The 15,247-nt window shown below is 69.7% G+C and carries 12 protein-coding genes and 1 pseudogene; 7 read left to right on the plus strand and 6 right to left on the minus strand.

All coding sequences use genetic code 11. The features are described from left to right. From IF17_RS0116350 to IF17_RS0116375, 6 genes and pseudogenes are all read right to left on the minus strand, one after another. Positions 1-593 (minus strand): annotated as a pseudogene (locus tag IF17_RS0116350) (type VI secretion protein); the annotation flags it as partial. 1 nt (position 594) lies between these two features. Continuing rightward, complete coding sequence (locus IF17_RS0116355) at positions 595-2,013, minus strand: ATP-binding protein (RefSeq protein WP_030566572.1); 1,419 nt, start codon at positions 2,011-2,013, stop codon at positions 595-597. Between the two features lie 87 nt (positions 2,014-2,100). Further along, on the minus strand, positions 2,101-3,651 hold the full coding sequence (locus IF17_RS0116360) for an SCO6880 family protein (RefSeq protein ID WP_030566574.1): 1,551 nt from the start codon (positions 3,649-3,651) through the stop codon (positions 2,101-2,103). After that, complete coding sequence (locus IF17_RS0116365) at positions 3,648-5,015, minus strand: hypothetical protein (protein ID WP_030566576.1); 1,368 nt, start codon at positions 5,013-5,015, stop codon at positions 3,648-3,650. Before IF17_RS0116365 ends, IF17_RS0116360 begins: the two co-directional genes overlap by 4 nt. Continuing rightward, entirely contained in the window at positions 5,005-5,877 is an 873-nt protein-coding gene (locus tag IF17_RS0116370) for a DUF8175 domain-containg protein (protein WP_030566578.1), read from the minus strand. Before IF17_RS0116370 ends, IF17_RS0116365 begins: the two co-directional genes overlap by 11 nt. A gap of 181 nt (positions 5,878-6,058) precedes the next feature. After that, a complete protein-coding gene (locus IF17_RS0116375; protein ID WP_015610155.1) occupies positions 6,059-6,367 on the minus strand; it encodes a hypothetical protein in 309 nt (102 codons plus the stop codon). Between the two features lie 535 nt (positions 6,368-6,902). Here IF17_RS0116375 and IF17_RS0116380 point away from each other — a divergent pair. The 7 genes from IF17_RS0116380 (at position 6,903) to IF17_RS0116410 (ending at position 15,118) form a co-directional block, all read left to right on the plus strand. Further along, positions 6,903-7,388 carry a hypothetical protein gene (locus IF17_RS0116380; RefSeq protein WP_342342167.1) on the plus strand — a complete coding sequence of 162 codons (486 nt, stop codon included), beginning with the start codon at positions 6,903-6,905 and terminating at the stop codon, positions 7,386-7,388. A gap of 14 nt (positions 7,389-7,402) precedes the next feature. Further along, complete coding sequence (locus IF17_RS0116385) at positions 7,403-9,205, plus strand: alpha/beta hydrolase (RefSeq protein WP_030566582.1); 1,803 nt, start codon at positions 7,403-7,405, stop codon at positions 9,203-9,205. Between the two features lie 80 nt (positions 9,206-9,285). Beyond that, complete coding sequence (locus IF17_RS0116390; RefSeq protein ID WP_032772063.1) at positions 9,286-9,762, plus strand: hypothetical protein; 477 nt, start codon at positions 9,286-9,288, stop codon at positions 9,760-9,762. Between the two features lie 232 nt (positions 9,763-9,994). After that, positions 9,995-12,298 carry an alpha/beta hydrolase gene (locus IF17_RS0116395; RefSeq protein WP_030566585.1) on the plus strand — a complete coding sequence of 768 codons (2,304 nt, stop codon included), beginning with the start codon at positions 9,995-9,997 and terminating at the stop codon, positions 12,296-12,298. A 26-nt stretch (positions 12,299-12,324) separates the two neighbouring features. Then, the gene (locus tag IF17_RS0116400; protein WP_030566587.1) at positions 12,325-12,894 is read left to right on the plus strand and encodes a hypothetical protein; all 570 of its coding nucleotides are present in this window, start codon (positions 12,325-12,327) and stop codon (positions 12,892-12,894) included. Between the two features lie 187 nt (positions 12,895-13,081). After that, the gene (locus IF17_RS0116405) at positions 13,082-14,053 is read left to right on the plus strand and encodes a C40 family peptidase (protein ID WP_051884047.1); all 972 of its coding nucleotides are present in this window, start codon (positions 13,082-13,084) and stop codon (positions 14,051-14,053) included. Between the two features lie 324 nt (positions 14,054-14,377). After that, a complete protein-coding gene (locus IF17_RS0116410) occupies positions 14,378-15,118 on the plus strand; it encodes a phosphatase PAP2 family protein (RefSeq protein WP_030566591.1) in 741 nt (246 codons plus the stop codon). Positions 15,119-15,247: the final 129 nt, after the last annotated feature.

Raw genomic sequence — 15,247 nt, forward strand, 5'->3', positions numbered from 1 at the left:
CCCTTGGCCAGGGAGGGGGTGGACGGTGGCTGGGGCTGGGGCTGGGGCTGGGGCTGGGGCTGGGGCTGGGGCTGGGGCGCGGCTGGGGCTGGGGCCTCGTGGGGTTGGTGGGTCTCTCGGGGCTCGTACGCCTCGTGCGTCTCCTGCGCCTCGTGAGGTGTCCCGTACCGGCGTTCCTCGCGGCGCCGTTCCCGTACGGCCCGCCATCGGGCCACGGACCCCAGGACGAACACGGTCAGGACCACCAGCACCATCAGCTCGCCGATGAACAGGCCCCAGAACAGGCCGTAGCCGGAGAGCTGGGCGGCGGGCGTGTGGGGCCAGGCGCCGGGGAGGTCCTGTGGGCCGGTGGCCAGTTCGCGCAGCGCGAGGGGGGTCTGGGTGAACGTGACGCCGTCCGGCCAGGAGCCGTGCGCGAGGAGGCCGGCCAGGCCGGTGGCCGTCCAGGCGAGCAGGGTCGCCGCGAACAGGAAGCCGATCAGGCCGACCAGCAGGCCGTCGGGGACGCCGCCGCCGCTGCGGGAGTCCTCGTGGCGGGGGCGGTACCGGTCGCCCCGCTCGGGGACGGGGCCGTGGGCTGCTCGGCGGGCCATGTCAGGCCACCGTGGACCGGGACGAGTCGTCGATGCGCTGCTGGTTCTCGATCCGGGCCGCCCGTTGCTCCGCCTCCAGCTCCGCGGCGCGGATGTCCTCCGGGAGCAGGTCGTCCGACGAGCCCTCGGTCATGGCGCGGTCGGTGAAGACGAGGGGGCGTTCGGCTTCGGTGATCAGGTGTTTGACGACCTGTACGTTGCCGTTGACGTCCCAGACGGCGATGCCCGGGGTGAGGGTCGGGATGATCTCGACCGCCCAGCGGGGCAGGCCGATGACCCGGCCGGTGGCGCGTGCCTCGTCGGATTTCTGGGCGTAGATCGTGCGGGTGGAGGCCATCTTGAGGATGGCCGCCGCTTCCTTCGCCGCGGCTCCGTCCACGACGTCGCTGAGGTGGTGGACGACGGCGACGAACGAGAGGCCGAGCCGGCGTCCGAACTTCAGCAGGCGCTGGAAGAGCTGGGCGACGAAGGGGGAGTTGATGATGTGCCACGCCTCTTCGACCAGAAAGATGCGCTTCTTGCGGTCGGGCCGGATCCAGGTGTGCTCCAGCCAGACGCCGACGATCGCCATCAGGATCGGCATCGCGATCGAGTTGCGGTCGATGTGCGAGAGGTCGAAGACGATGAGGGGCGCGTCCAGGTCGATGCCGACGGTGGTGGGACCGTCGAACATGCCGCGCAGGTCACCGTCGACGAGCCGGTCCAGGACGAGGGCGACGTCCAGGCCCCAGGCCCGTACATCGTCTATGTCGACGTTCATCGCCTCGGCGGACTCGGGCTTGGGGTGGCGCAGTTGCTCGACGATGTCCATCAGGACCGGCTGGCGTTCTGTGATGGTCGCGGTCACGTAGGCGTGGGCGACCTTCAGCGCGAAGCCGGAACGCTCGTCGAGCCCGTGGCCCATGGCGACTTCGATGATCGTACGGAGGAGGGCGAGCTGGCCGGTGGTGGTGATGGAGGGGTCGAGGGGGTTGAGGCGGATGCCGCCGTTGAGGGCGGCGGTCGGGTCCAGGCGGATGGGGGTTATGCCCAGCTCCTGGGCGATGAGGTTCCACTCGCCGACGCCGTCCTCGCCCTGGGCGTCGAGGACGACGACCTGGCGGTCGCGGAAGCGGAGCTGGCGCAGGACGTACGTCTTCTCCAGCGCCGACTTGCCGTTGCCGGACTCGCCGAGCACGAGCCAGTGGGGGGCGGGGAGCTGCTGCCCGTACAGCTGGAAGGGATCGTAGATGTAGCCCTTGCCGCTGTAGACCTCGCGGCCGATGATCACGCCGGAGTCGCCGAGGCCGGGGGCGGCGGTGGGCAGGTAGACGGCCTGGGCCTGGCCCGTCGACGTACGGACGGGGAGGCGGGTCGTCTCCACCTTGCCGAAGAGGAAGGAGGTGAAGGCATCCGACAATGCGGACAGGGGGTCTCGCATGGCGTGGGTGCCCTCTCTTGTCGCGGGTGGCTGTGTTGGTCTTGCGGGTGGTGCCGGTGTCAGCTGATCTTGCGGGTGGTGCCGGTGTCAGCGGCGGATGCCGGTGGCGAACGGGAGCGTGTTCACGAAGGCGCGGTGGTGTTCGCGGTCGCACCACTCCAGCTTGAGGTAGGACTTGCCGGCCGAGGCGCGGATCGTGCGCTTGTCGCGGGCGAGGGCCTCGGGTGAACGGGACGACACCGTGATGTACCCCACCAGGTTGACCCCGGCCGCGCCGCTGGCGAGATCTTCACCCCGCTGGTCGAGCCGGCCGTGGGCGGCGATGTCGCGGGGGTCGACGGTGCGGTTCATCTTGGCCTGGCGGCTGGCCTCGGCGTCGTCGTTGGTCTTCTCGGTCAGCATGCGTTCGATGGCGACCTCGGTGGGTTCGAGGTCCATGCAGACGGCGACCGTACGGATGACGTCGGGGGTGTGGACGAGGAGCGGGGCGAGGAAGTTGACGCCGACGGGGGTCATCGGCCACTCCTTCACCCAGGCCGTGGCGTGGCACCAGGGGGCGCGGGTGGTGGACTCGCGGGTCTTGGCCTGGAGGAACGTGGGCTCGACCGCGTCCAGTTCGGCGGGCCAGGCGTTGCGCTTGGTCATCGCCTGGATGTGGTCGATGGGGTGGTCGGGGTCGTACATGGAGTGCACGAGGGAGGCCAGGCGGCTCTGGCCGAGCGGCTGGCGTACCCGGATGTCGGCCTCGGCGAGGCGGGCGCAGATGTCGGTGAGCTCGCGGGCCATGACGATGGCGAGTCCGGCGTCGCGGTCGAGCTTGCGGCCGCCGTGGGGGCGGGCGGCGCGGGCGATGGCGTTGGCCTCGGCGGCGAGCTCGCGGCTGTAGTGCATGCAGGCGACGAGGTAGGCGCGGTGCTGCTCGCTGGAGGTGGAGACCATGGACTGGAGCTGGTCGTAGGAGTCCTGGAGCCAGCCGGGGGAGGCCTTGTCGCCGCGCTGGGCGACGTCCTTGGCGTGGGCGTCGGGGTCGGCGGGGAGGGTGCGGGCGAGCATCTGGAGGCGGGTGACGAAGCCGTCGCCGTTGGCCACGTGCTTGAGGAGGGTGCCGAACCGGTCGACCAGGGCTTCCTGGTCCTCGCTGTCGCGGAGGCCGACGCCAGGGCCCTCGATCTCGATGGCGGCGGTGACGGTGCGGCGGTCGGCGTGGAGGAGTACGGCGATCTCGTCGGGGCCGAAGGGGGCGGCGAGCCAGCTGATGCGGCCGATGCCGGGGGGCGGGCCGATCTCGACCTCGCGGCCGTCGGCGCTGACGCCGGCCTCCATGGCGCCGGAGCGGTAGACGGTGCCGCGGCGCAGGGAGCGCTTGAAGCTGCGGTTGATCTCGAACCACTTGTAGAACGTGCGGCCCTTGTACGGGACGTACACGATGGCGAGGGCCAGCATCGGGAAGCCGACGAGGCAGACGATGCGGAGGGAGAGGACGGGGACGAGGAGTCCGCTCATCATGCCGAGGAACGCGCCGACGATGATCAGGGCGATCTCGCCGGTCTCGCGGTTCTTGCCGACGATCGCGTTCGGCCGGGCGCGGCCGATGAGATACGTACGGCGGGGCGTCATCGTGTGGGACTGAGTCGTCAACGCCCTCCACCTCCTGTGCTCGAGTTACCTGTGTTGCCTGAGCCGCCCCTGAAGGAGCGGCTGCCGTGGGGGGTGCCGGAGGTGGGGCCTGAGCCGCCGCTGCGGGGCGAGGGTGCGGCGGAGGGGACAGATCCGCCGCCGACCCCGCCCCCGCCGCCACCGGAGGTGCGGGAGCTGTGTGCGGCGACGCCGCCGCTGGCCGGGTTGGAGGGGCGGGCGCCGCCTCCGCCGCCTCCGCTGTTCTGGTCGGTGCGGCCGCTGTGGGTCTTGATGCCCTGGGAGACGAGGGCGGCCGGGGAGCTGATGAGGGCGGCGGCCTGGGCGCCGTCGGTGGCCTGCTTGCGGTTGGTGCGGGCGCCCTGGATCTCGTCGCCGAAGCCGGGGACGAAGCGGTAGATCATGGCGGAGGCGAAGATGGCCAGCAGGATGATGGCGAGGCCGGAGACGACGGCGGAGAAGGCGTCGGGTCCGTCGCCCGCGGAGAGTGCTCCGGCGAGGCCGAGAACGATCACGATGACCGGCTTGACCATGATCACCGCGATCATGATGCCGGCCCAGCGGCGGACGTGGCCCCACATGTTCTTGTCGACGAGACCGGCGTAGACGACGATGCCGAGGAGGGCGCCGACGTAGAGCAGGGCGGCGCGGATGACGAGCTCCAGCCACAGGACGCCGGCCGCGACGATCGAGACGAGCGAGACGACGATCAGCATGATCGGCCCGCCGCCGATGTCGGTGCCCTTCTTGAGGGCCTCGGCGAACGACCCGAAGAAGACGTCGGTCTGGCCGCCGGTGGAGGAGGCGATGACCTCGGTGACGCCGTCGGTGGCGGAGACGATCGTGTAGAGGATCAGCGGCGTGAAGGCCGAGGCGAGGACGGTGAGCCAGAGGAAGCCGACGGCCTCGGAGATCGCGGTGGTGAGGGGGACGCCGCGGATGGCCCGCTTGGTGACGGCGAGGAGCCAGAGGACGAGGGTGAGGATGGTGGAGGCCGCGAAGATGACGGCGTACTGCTGGAGGAACTTGGGGTTGGTGAAGTCGACGTTGGCCGTGGACTCGACGGCCTCGCTGAGCTTTCCGACGATCCAGGCTGCGGCGTCGGCGCAGCCTTGGGCGAGGGAGGTGAGGGGGTCGGCGGGGTTGTCGATGTCGGTCGGGGCGCGCGAGCCGGCGCCTTCGCCGCCTTCGCAGTAGTCCTTGGCGGGGCCGACGATGAGGTCGCACCTGTCCTGGTCGGACGGGGTGGGGCTCGGCGTCGGCGAAGGTTCTGCGGCCACGGCACGAGATGCGGTGATCAGCGTGACGGCCTGCAGGCCGCCCAGCAAAGCGGCGACTCGGCCTGCCCTGCCTGAGTTAGCGGGCATAGGTGAACCCCCCGAATTCCTCGACTGCTTTGGCGATCTCGTCAGCGTTGGAAGCCGTGCGGTCGGTGTTCACGGGGGCAGGGCCGTCCTTCTGCGCGAAACTCTCGACCTTCCAGTCCCCGTCTGCCCAGCGAAGCTTCAAGGTCATGGTGAACCAGTCGTTGCTGACCGGATTGGTCGAGCTGACGCCGGCCGTCCCGAAGACGCCGGTGCACCAGACCTCGACAGTCGCGGTTGCAGGAGAGTATTCGGTCAACTTGGTTCCGACCGGAGCTGTCCTCGACACGTAGGTGAGACCGGCAGCCGCGTTACCTTCTGCGTCCAAGCCGATCTTGTCGAGAAACTCCTTGTCGTACGCCTGATCGAACCTGACTTTCAGCTCGTCAGCTTTGTCACTGGTGAAGATGCGACGCACGATCTCGGTGCGCTGATCAGGCTTGAGGATCTCTGCGGAGACCAGCGCGACCGAGTAGTTCGCCGCCGCGCTCTGCGCTCCCTGCTCGTCCTGGGCGAAGCCGGAGGCGATTGTTCCGTTCTTGCCCTGGACCGGCTTGGTGCCGGTGGCGGCGGTGGGTGCCGAGCCCGCCGTCCCCGGGTTCTTCGTGCCCGGGGACGCGCTGTCGTCGTTGCTCGTACCGCCCCGGTTGGCGAAGGCGATCGCGGCGATGAGGAGGACCACCACGCCGGTGATCGTGACGAGGGAGCGTGAGTTCCGGACGGGCCGGCGGGCGTGGGGATGGCCCGCGTCGCCGTCCGGGAGGCGGGTACGGGTCTGGCGGGTGCCGCCGAGGGTGCTGTACGGGTCGTCCGCGCGCCCGCCCTGGTCCATGCCGCGGTAGTCGTGCTCGTCGCCGGGACTCATGCCGCGTTCGCTCCCTCGGTCGTGTGCGGTTCCGCGCATGACGACGGTAGCTGTGCTGGTTGCCGCGTGAGCGCGGTGGAGTGACTCGACATCAGGGAGACGCAACCTCAGCCGGTGGGCACGACGGACGGATGGTGGGGAGCGGGCGGGGACGGCCCGGTGCGGGCTGGCCGACGGCCGGTCAGACAGCCATTCCGTACACGATGGTGAAGAGAGTGCCCAGGGAGCCGATGATGAAGACCCCGGTCAGTCCCGCCACGATCAGGCCCTTGCCCTGTTCCGCGCTGAACGTGTCGCGCAGCGCCGTCGCCCCGATGCGCTGCTTCGCCGCGCCCCAGATCGCGATGCCGAGGCAGAGCAGGATGGCGATCGCCATCACCACCTCGATCATGATGCGCGCCTCGTTGCCCAGCGTGCCGAACGGCCCCCAGTTGGGAGCGATTCCGCCGATGATGGTGGTGATGTCGCCCTTCTCTGCTGCCAGGATCATGTAAGTCACCGCCCCTGTTGGGTAGTTAGCTGTCCGCGCCCGTGTGGCACGGGTTGCCTTCTATCTTCGCTGATGAAACCGCCCTCGCACGACGCCTTCCCGGTCTCTTTACCCGGATCTCGCACGTTCGACCGACACGGCCCCCCTGACCTGCGGCTCGTCCCGGTATCCACACGCATATGCCTGGTTACTCTGTGTATCACGCGGTGTGACCGCGAGCAACGACGGTGGCCATGGGTTCCTGATGCGGTTGCAGCGTTGGTGGGGCACGGCGTGTTCGTATGCGCCGTTAGAGGGCCGGTGGTGCGCCGGTGAGCCGGGGCGATGCGCCGTCAGGGCGGGTTGTCCGCAGGGGTGGAGGACGCCCCGCGTCCATCGTCCGGGTGAATCCCGTGGTCGCCCGGTGCGGCGAGAAGCCCTGTGATCGCGCGGCGCCTGCCCCGGCCGTGCCGCCCTGTGGCGCCGGTGGACGGCATGTCGGCCATGCCGCTTTTGGCACAGTGCCGCTCCACGATCGAGGAACGGGGTGAGCGGTGTGAGCGGAGTGGGTGTGCTGGCGCAGCCGGGCGGTGACCGGCCGTGGTGGTGGGTCGAGCCGCGGGGTGGGACGGATGGTGGCGGTGGTGGTGGGGGTGCTGGTGGCGGCGGTGATCTGCAGCACAGCGATGGGCCGTGGATGCGGGCCGCCGGCGGGGCCGAGGGGCTGGTCGCGCACTTCGGTCCGGTGAAGGCGGAGTTGGGGCGGGCGCACCAGGGCTTGACTGCCGGGGCCGGGGAACTGTCGGCGCTGGCCGAGCTGGGCACCGTACGGGCCTCGTGGGAGCGGCGGATCGATACCGCCCGCGACGAGTGCCGGAGCCTGGCCGGGAAGCTGCGGGCGGTGACCGTCACTCAGGCCGAGGTGAACGAAGCCGTGAAGGGGTCGTTTGATGGGGTGAGGGTGGCGGGTCCGGGCTCGGGGCCGGGTCTGGGGCCTGGGGCGGGAGCGGGATCGGGCGCAGCCTCGGGTGGGAAGTCGTGAGCGGGCCGGGCGGGCTGAGCGCGTTGGGGGCGACTCTGACGTGGGCGAAGTTACGTGAGGTGAAGTGCGCCGAGTTGGAGGAGGCGGCCGACGGGTGGGGGCGGGCCGGTAACCGTGCCGATGCCGCCCGGGACCGTATCGACACCCAGCTCGTCGACGATCTGCGCCGGACGCAGAAGGGCGAGGCGTCCCGGGCCGCCGTCAGGCGGTTGCGCCGGCTGTCGATGAACTTCCAGTACATCTATACGGAGTGCGGGCTGCTGCGGACCACGCTGAACAGCCTGGCCCATGAGATGAAGGCCCAGCAGCGCGTTCTTCAGAGGGCGCTCGACGATGCGGCGGCCCTGAAATTCACGGTGCATCCGGACGGGTCGGTGACGTACCCGGCGGCGGGCGAGGGCCTGGTCGACGGTAAGCCGTTGGCGGGTGGGCGGGCGTCCGGAGTCCCGAACCCGGGGCTGGCCGGCCCCTCCGGGCTCGTCGCGCCCAACCCGAACGCCGCGAAGGCCCAGGACATCGCGGACCGGGTCGCCCGAGCGGTGCGGACGGCGGCCGATGTGGACTGGCGGTACGCGAAGATCCTGCGGGGGCTGAAGGCGGAGGACGGCCTGAGTGTGCCCACCGCGACATGGACGGACGCCGCGGGCGATGCGGCGGCGGTGCGGCAGGCGGCGCACGGGTACCTGGCGCAGGGGATCCCGCACGACGCGTCTCCGGCCGGGCGGAAGGCGTGGTGGGCGGGGCTGACGGACGAACAGCGTGAGGAGTACCTCGCGGTGTACCCGGACCAGATCGGCAACCTGGACGGGATCCCGGCGTTGGTCCGTGACGCGGCGAACCGGGACAACCTCCAGCTGTTGATGGGGAAGCTGGCGGGTCGGGACGACGGCGATGCGGTGACGAAGCTGGCGGCGCTGCGGGAGATCGACCGGCAGCTGCGGGCGGTACGGGAGCCGGGGGAGCCGCCGATGTATCTGCTCGGGATCGGGGATCAGGGGAATGGGCGGGCGATCGTTTCGTACGGGAATCCGGATGCGTCGCGGAATGTGGCGGCGTATGTGCCGGGGCTGAATACGTCGTTGGATGAGGAATTCGCCAGGGGTGATCTGAAGCGGGCACGTGACACGGCCGCAGCTGCCAGAGAAATCGATCATTCAACAGCGGCGATCGTTTGGCTGGGATACGACGCACCTCAGAGTCCTGACGGGCTGAATAGCTTGGCTGTTGCCAGCACCGAGAGGGCGGAGACCGGGGCCCATGCGTTCCGGGGGTTTATGTCCGGGCTGGAGGCTTCGAATGATCATGGCGATCCACACATGACGGCTATTGGGCACTCGTATGGTTCGCGAACGGTCGGAGCGGCAACGCAACAAGGTGGCGGCATCCCTGGGGTTGATGACATTGTTCTGGTCGGTAGCCCTGGGCTTGGCGTGGACCGTGCGGAGGACCTCGGAATCGGGAAGGATCACGTATTCGTCGGCGCTGCGGACAATGACGTGGTGACTCGCCTTCCCTCCAAGGAGCAGGGGCTGCTCGCAGCCGCAGGGCGCGCCCTCGGGCCCGCAGGATCCTTGGCGGTGGATGTTGTCCATCCCGGTGATGATGACCTTTGGTTCGGCAAGGATCCAGCGAGTGAGGACTTCGGTGCGCGGCGCTTTACGGTGGATCCGGGGCCGCCTCTGATCGGCTTGGGACGCGTCACTCTTGATGCCCACTCGCAGTATTTCAATCCGAAGCTGGATTCAGCGTCGGCTGACAGCATTGCAATGGTTGTGGCAGGCCGCGGTCATCAGGTCAAGCAGGAGGGTGGGCGTTGAGGCGTTTCCTTCGATCTTTGTTGATTGCCGGTTCTATTGGGCTAGTAGCGGTTGGGTGTGCGATGGATAGGGGGGCGAACATGGACATGAAGACGGCGGCGGAGCGATCTGATGCGATCCTTGATGCCGTGCTAGGAGAGATTCAGCCAGAGCTTCGATGGGCGCATGGCCCGACAACGGTGGGTAGTTGCGACGTGTCGCGCAGACGTGTCGTGATGACGGATATCTCCGCCGCGCGTAGAGGGAATCTCTTAGGGGTTGTCGACCGGTTCTGGCGCAAGAGTGGGTATCGCATGACGGCCGTGAACAACGATGCAGAATTCCCCGCCGTCTATGCCCGGACACCTGATGGATTCGGCGTAAGGCTTCGCATTGGCGGCAAGGGGCAAGCCTTCTTCCAGGTGGACACCCCATGCGTGCGTGAGTCCGCAGTGGCTGACCCCACCACCAAGGCGACCGCGCCCCTCTACGAAGGGGAGTTCATCCCCCGCCCCAACATCCACTCCGACTTCTGGTCGGCGGAGGCGCCGGAAGTCGGCGTGACGTCCGGACGCTGACTGGGGCAAGTTGGCTCAACTCGCCTACCGGGAAAGGGCTTTGAGCCCGGTATTGGGTCTACGGGCCCATGTCCCGTCCCTCGCTCGCGTGGTCGCATACGCGGAGTGACTGATCTGTTGCTGTGCCGCCCACTCACGAGGTAGGGGACTGCCCTTGTCCGGCATACAAGGAAGTGCGGCTTCTGCTGGCGTCGATGTAAGCGCTGCCACCGTCGGGTCGGGCGGGCGGTGCATGCCTCGGTCGTTGCAGGCGGTCCTGATCCTTGTTCAGTTGCAGTTCGTCGCAATGCTCGTGGGTGCGATCGGAGCTCTCTCCACGGCGTCCTCGGTGGATGCCGTGGACGGGCATCTGATCGGGTTACTGCTCTACGCCTCCTTACCCGGCATCAGCGCCTTCGTGCTGTCCCTGTACGTCCGTACCGGCGGCGTCGGCGTCCGGCGCGGGCTCTTCGGCGTGCAGGTGTGGCTCGTCCTCGGTGCGGTTGCTGAGCTGAGCAGTGGGGCCGGGGCGCAAGGGGTCGCGCGGTTGGCGTTGCCCGTGGCGGTTGCCTTGTTGCTTGCGCGGCCGGGGTGCCGGCGGTGGTTCCGGCTCGGGCCGGGGGAACGGGCCGGGCGGCGGTCGTTCAGCCTGGCCCGGATGGTGAGGCTGCGCCGCGACGGTGGGCAGAGCGCTCTGGAGTACCTCGGGCTGGTGCTGGTGGTCGTCGCCCTCGTCGGCGCGATGACGGCCGCCGGGATCGGGCAGCAGCTCACCGCGGAGATGCGTGCCGCCATCTGCTCTCTGACCGGCAGCTCGTGCCCTGCGGCTGGGAGTGACGTCATCGCCGGGCCGGGGGGTGGCGGTGGATCCGGCGATGGGGGTGGCGGTGCTGAGGGCTCCGGTGCTGATTCCGGGCGAGTCTCCGGTGGTGAGGCCGGTTCCGGTGTTGATTCCGGGCGGGTCTCCGGTGGTGAGGCCGGCTCCGGTGCGAGCTCAGGGGGCGGCGGTACGGGTGGTGGGGAGGGGGCCTCCTCGGGGTCGGGTGGGTCTGGGGGGACGGAGACCTCCACCTTCCCCGACGTCGACGCGGGTAGGTCCGGTGGCTCCGGCGGAGCCGGTCGGCCCTCCGGCCCCCGGACCAGCCCCACCTTCCTCGACGGCTTCCTCGGTGATGGGCTCGGCCAGGACCTCCGCGGCGTCGCCGGCGCCGTCCTCAGCCCCGGTGAGAGCGGGCGCCGCATCGTCGAGCAGTGGGAGCGGGACTCCCGGGGCGCGCGTGAGAAGTGGGGGCGCGGCGACCACGTCGGTGCCGCGTGGGAGTGGAACAGGGCCGTCGGTGGCGGCGGTGCCGCGCTCGGGCTCCCCGGGGCCGGGGCGCGGGTCGACCAGCAGGTGCGGGAGGACGAGCGGCGGTACCTCGACGCGCGGATCCCGCAGAACGCCACCCCGCACCAGCGCAAGGCCTGGTGGGACGGGCTCTCCCCCGAGCGGCGCGAGCGGTACATCGAGCTCACCCCCGAGCGGATCGGGAACCTCGACGGCATCCCCGTCGCCGCCCGTGACGCCGCCAACCGGAAGAACCTTCCCGAGCTCATCCGGAAGCTGGAGGGCACCGACACCGACAAGGCTCGCAAGCAGCTCGCCGGGCTCCGCGAGATCGACCGGCAGCTCAAGGAGAACGGGCAGCCGCCCATGTATCTCATCGGGATCGGTGATGAGGGGAACGGGCGCGCCATCGTGTCGTTCGGGAATCCGGACGCGTCCCGGCACGTGTCGGCGTACGTCCCGGGGCTCAACACCTCCCTCGATGAGGAGTTCGCCAAGAATGACCTCGGGCGGGCCCGTGACACCGCCATCGGCGCCCAGGGGTACGACGAGTCCACCGCCTCCATCGTCTGGCTCGGCTACGACGCCCCGCAGCTCCCGGACGGTGACGGGGTCGCCGGGTACTTCGCCGTCATGGGGACGGCCCGGGCCGAGAAGGGCGGCCTCGCCTACCGCGACTTCATGGGCGGGATCGCCGCGACCAACGGGAACGAGGACCCTCATCTGACCGCCGTCGGGCACTCCTACGGGTCCCGGACGGTCGGTGCCGCGGCCGCCGTGCCGGGCGGGATACCCGGCGTCGACGACATCATCCTCGTCGGCAGTCCGGGGGTCGGGGTCGACCATGCCGTGGAGCTCGGCGTCGGAAGCCGGCACGTCTTCGTCGGGGCCGCCGCCAACGACCTGGTGACCAAGCTGCCGTCGAAGGCCCAGGTCGTCGTGGGCGGGGTCGGGCTCGTCGTGGGTGGGCCCGGTGGGGCCTATCTGGCGGGGGATCTCGCCGATCCGGGCGACGACGACCTCTGGTTCGGGAAGGATCCGGCGAGCAAGGCGTTCGGGGCGCGGCGTTTCCCGGTGGCCGACGGGCCGCCTCTGGTCGGCGGGGGCGGAGTGAACCTGGACGCGCACTCGAACTACTTCAGCCCCGAACGCGACGCCGTCTCCGCGGACAGCATCGCCCTGATCGTGTCGGGGAACGCCGACCGGCTCAAGATGGAGGAACCGAAGTGAGAGCAACCGAAGCGAGAGCAACCGACGTGAGGCGGGCAGCAGCGGTCGTTCCGGCGGCCCTGGTCCTGGCCTTTGTGCTCGCCCTCTCCGGTTGCGGGAACGAGGGCACCATGAGCGGCGGCGGCAGCAGCAGTGGGAGTGGAAGCGGGAGCATGGATATGCAGGAAGCCGCCGAGCGGTCCGATGCCATGCTGGATGCCGTGCTGAAGGCCGTCGACCCGGACCTCCAGTGGGCCCACGGGCCCACCACCACCCGGGCCTGTGGCGTGACCCGGCGGCGGGCCGTCATGACCGTCGTCTCCGCCGACCGGCGCCAGACCTTCCTGGACCGGGCGGAGGCCTTCTGGCGGGACAGCGACTACCGGATCAAGGCCGTCAACAAGGACGAGGTGTTCCCCGCCGTCTACGCCGTCACGGAGGCGGGGTTCGGTGTGAGCGTCTCCTTCCGGGGGAAGGGGCAGGCCTTCCTGGAGGCGGACAGCCCCTGTGTGAAGGAGTCGAAGGTGGCCCCTCCCACCGCCGAGCCGAACGGGCCTGCCTACGAAGGGGTCTATCCGTTGCCCCGCCCCAACGTCCGGTCCGACTTCTGGTCGTGACGCGACAGCTGAAGCGCCGTCACGCGCGTTGCTGCTGAGCCGTCACCGCCCCCCTGTGCTCCGGGTGCGCCGGTGGTGTGCCGCGGATGACTCGTACACACCGTCGAAAACACCCCGGAACCGTTCCCCGATGGGGGATGGTTGAGGGGTGCGGAAATTCTGGGTCTTCGGTGGCATCGGCGTGGGTATGGCGGCGGCCTTCATGGCGCTGCTCCTCGTCGGTACGTACTCGGCCGCCGCCGGTCTCGCGGGGGCGGGCGGGGGCGGGGCCGTCGCGCTCGCCAAGGGGGCGGTGCCGGCGCGGTTCCAGTCGTTGGTCCAGAAGTGGGGCAACCTCTGTCCCGCCATCAACCCGGCCTTGCTGGCGGCGCAGTTGTACCAGGAGAGCGGCTGGAATCCGAGGGCGCAGAGCCCTGCCGCCGCGCAGGGCATCGCGCAGTTCATCCCGGGCACCTGGGCTACGCACGGCATCGACGGCAACGGTGACGGCAAGCGGGACGTATGGGACCCGGCCGACGCGATCCCTTCGGCCGCCTCGTACGACTGCGAGATCGCCGGGTACGTCAAGAAGGTGCCGGGCGATCCGACGAACAACATGCTGGCCGCGTACAACGCCGGTGCCTACGCCGTGATCAAGTACGGCGGTGTGCCTCCTTATAAGGAGACGCAGAACTACGTAAAGATCATCCGTTCGCTGGAGAAGAGCTTCGCCCGGCCCGTCGGCCGCGTCGCGCCCTCCCGGCAGGCGGCCGGGGCCATCTACTTCGCGCAGAAGAAGCTCGGTACGCCGTATCTGTGGGGCGGTAACGGGACGCCGGAGCAGCAGGGGCGGTTCGACTGTTCCGGGCTGACCCAGGCCGCGTACCGGACGGTGGGCATCGAGCTGCCGCGCGTTGCCAACGACCAGTACAACGCGGGACCGCATCCCTCGCGGGACGAGCTGCTCCCGGGGGATCTGGTGTTCTTCTCCGACGATCTGACCAACTCGCGGACTATTCGGCACGTGGGGCTGTACGTCGGCGGCGGGTACATGATCAACGCGCCCTTCACGGGAGCGGTCATCCGGTTCGACAAGATCGATACGCCGGACTACTTCGGTGCGACCCGCGTCACCAAGGACGGTGCCGCCGCTCTGCCGACGGATCTGCCGCAGGGGTGAGCCATCTCTCCCCGGCTCGAACAGGGCCCGGTGGAGCTGACGGTGGGTCGGCCGTGGCCGGAACTCTCCGTGAAGCCTGGGCCCTGAGCTGCGACGACCAATCACTCTTCGATAACGTCATGGTGATCATTCGGTGGAGAGTGGAACGCGGGCGGGCACCGGGCCGTTCCCTGGACAGGGAACGGGCAGGAACAGCGGACAGCATGCGCACTGACCATGCGTGCGCGGAGCGGGACCACACCGAATCGCGGGGGTTCGACCACGGTGGCGCGCATGGACGCGCGTCGCCACAGAAGAAGCAGACAAGGCAAGGGGCCGCAGCAGATGGCTGGACTCGAACTCGAAGGGTCGAACCCGGACGTCAGTGTGCTCTACGGCATCAACGGGCTGGCGAAGGCCGCTCCGACCTGGCTCGACCGGGTCATGGAGTTCGTCGGTGAGTACGGGACCATGTTCGGCCTCGTCCTGGTGGGTCTCTGGTGCTGGTGGAGCATGCGCAAGCGCGGGAGCGCCGAGGATTCGGTGTCCACCGTCGCCGCGCTCGTCTGGGCGCCGCTCGCCGCCGCCCTCGCGGTCGTGATCAACATCCCCATCCGCGGTTTCGTCGAACGGCCACGCCCGTTCAACGACCACGAGGGGCTGGAGGTCCTGATCCACGGCAAGACGGACTACTCGTTCGTCAGCGACCACTCCACCCTCGCCATGGCCCTCGCCGTCGGCATCTTCGTGGCCAACCGGAAGTTCGGCTTCGTCGCGCTCGGCCTCGCGGTCTTCGCGGGCGTCAGCCGCGTCTACATGGGCGTCCACTACCCCACCGACGTGATCGGTGGCTTCGCCCTCGGCACGGCCGTCGCCCTGCTGCTGGCGCCGCTCGCGATGGCGCTGCTGACCCCGCTGATGGCGGCGGTCTCCCGCTCCGACCGGGTCGGCTGGATCGTCCGGTCGAAGAAGGCGGACGCGGCTGACGCGGCGTACGCCGAGGAGCGCGGGGACACGCACGGCATCCCCGAGCCCCGGCCGGGCTCCGGGCGGGGCCACCCGGGCGAGAAGGACCTCGCCGCCTGACCCTGACCCCTGACCCTGACCCACGGGCCGGCCGGGTCGGACCGACGTCCACCACGATCCCCCAGGTGCTCCGAGCACCTGGGGGATCGTGCTGTTTCCGGCCATGTCCTGGGCCAGGGGTGGACAGGC

This window comes from Streptomyces cyaneofuscatus (genome assembly GCF_000718135.1).
In the GTDB taxonomy this organism is placed as follows: Bacteria; Actinomycetota; Actinomycetes; order Streptomycetales; family Streptomycetaceae; genus Streptomyces; species Streptomyces cyaneofuscatus.

Excerpts from the sequence above, each read along its gene's own strand:
- IF17_RS0116355 (WP_030566572.1), bottom strand. The coding sequence starts at position 2,013 with ATGCGAGACCCCCTGTCCGCATTGTCGGATGCCTTCACCTCCTTCCTC.
- IF17_RS0116365 (WP_030566576.1), bottom strand. The coding sequence starts at position 5,015 with ATGCCCGCTAACTCAGGCAGGGCAGGCCGAGTCGCCGCTTTGCTGGGC.
- IF17_RS0116370 (WP_030566578.1), bottom strand. The coding sequence starts at position 5,877 with ATGAGTCCCGGCGACGAGCACGACTACCGCGGCATGGACCAGGGCGGG.
- IF17_RS0116375 (WP_015610155.1), bottom strand. The coding sequence starts at position 6,367 with ATGATCCTGGCAGCAGAGAAGGGCGACATCACCACCATCATCGGCGGA.
- IF17_RS0116390 (WP_032772063.1), top strand. The coding sequence starts at position 9,286 with ATGGACATGAAGACGGCGGCGGAGCGATCTGATGCGATCCTTGATGCC.
- IF17_RS0116395 (WP_030566585.1), top strand. The coding sequence starts at position 9,995 with ATGCCTCGGTCGTTGCAGGCGGTCCTGATCCTTGTTCAGTTGCAGTTC.
- IF17_RS0116405 (WP_051884047.1), top strand. The coding sequence starts at position 13,082 with ATGGCGGCGGCCTTCATGGCGCTGCTCCTCGTCGGTACGTACTCGGCC.
- IF17_RS0116410 (WP_030566591.1), top strand. The coding sequence starts at position 14,378 with ATGGCTGGACTCGAACTCGAAGGGTCGAACCCGGACGTCAGTGTGCTC.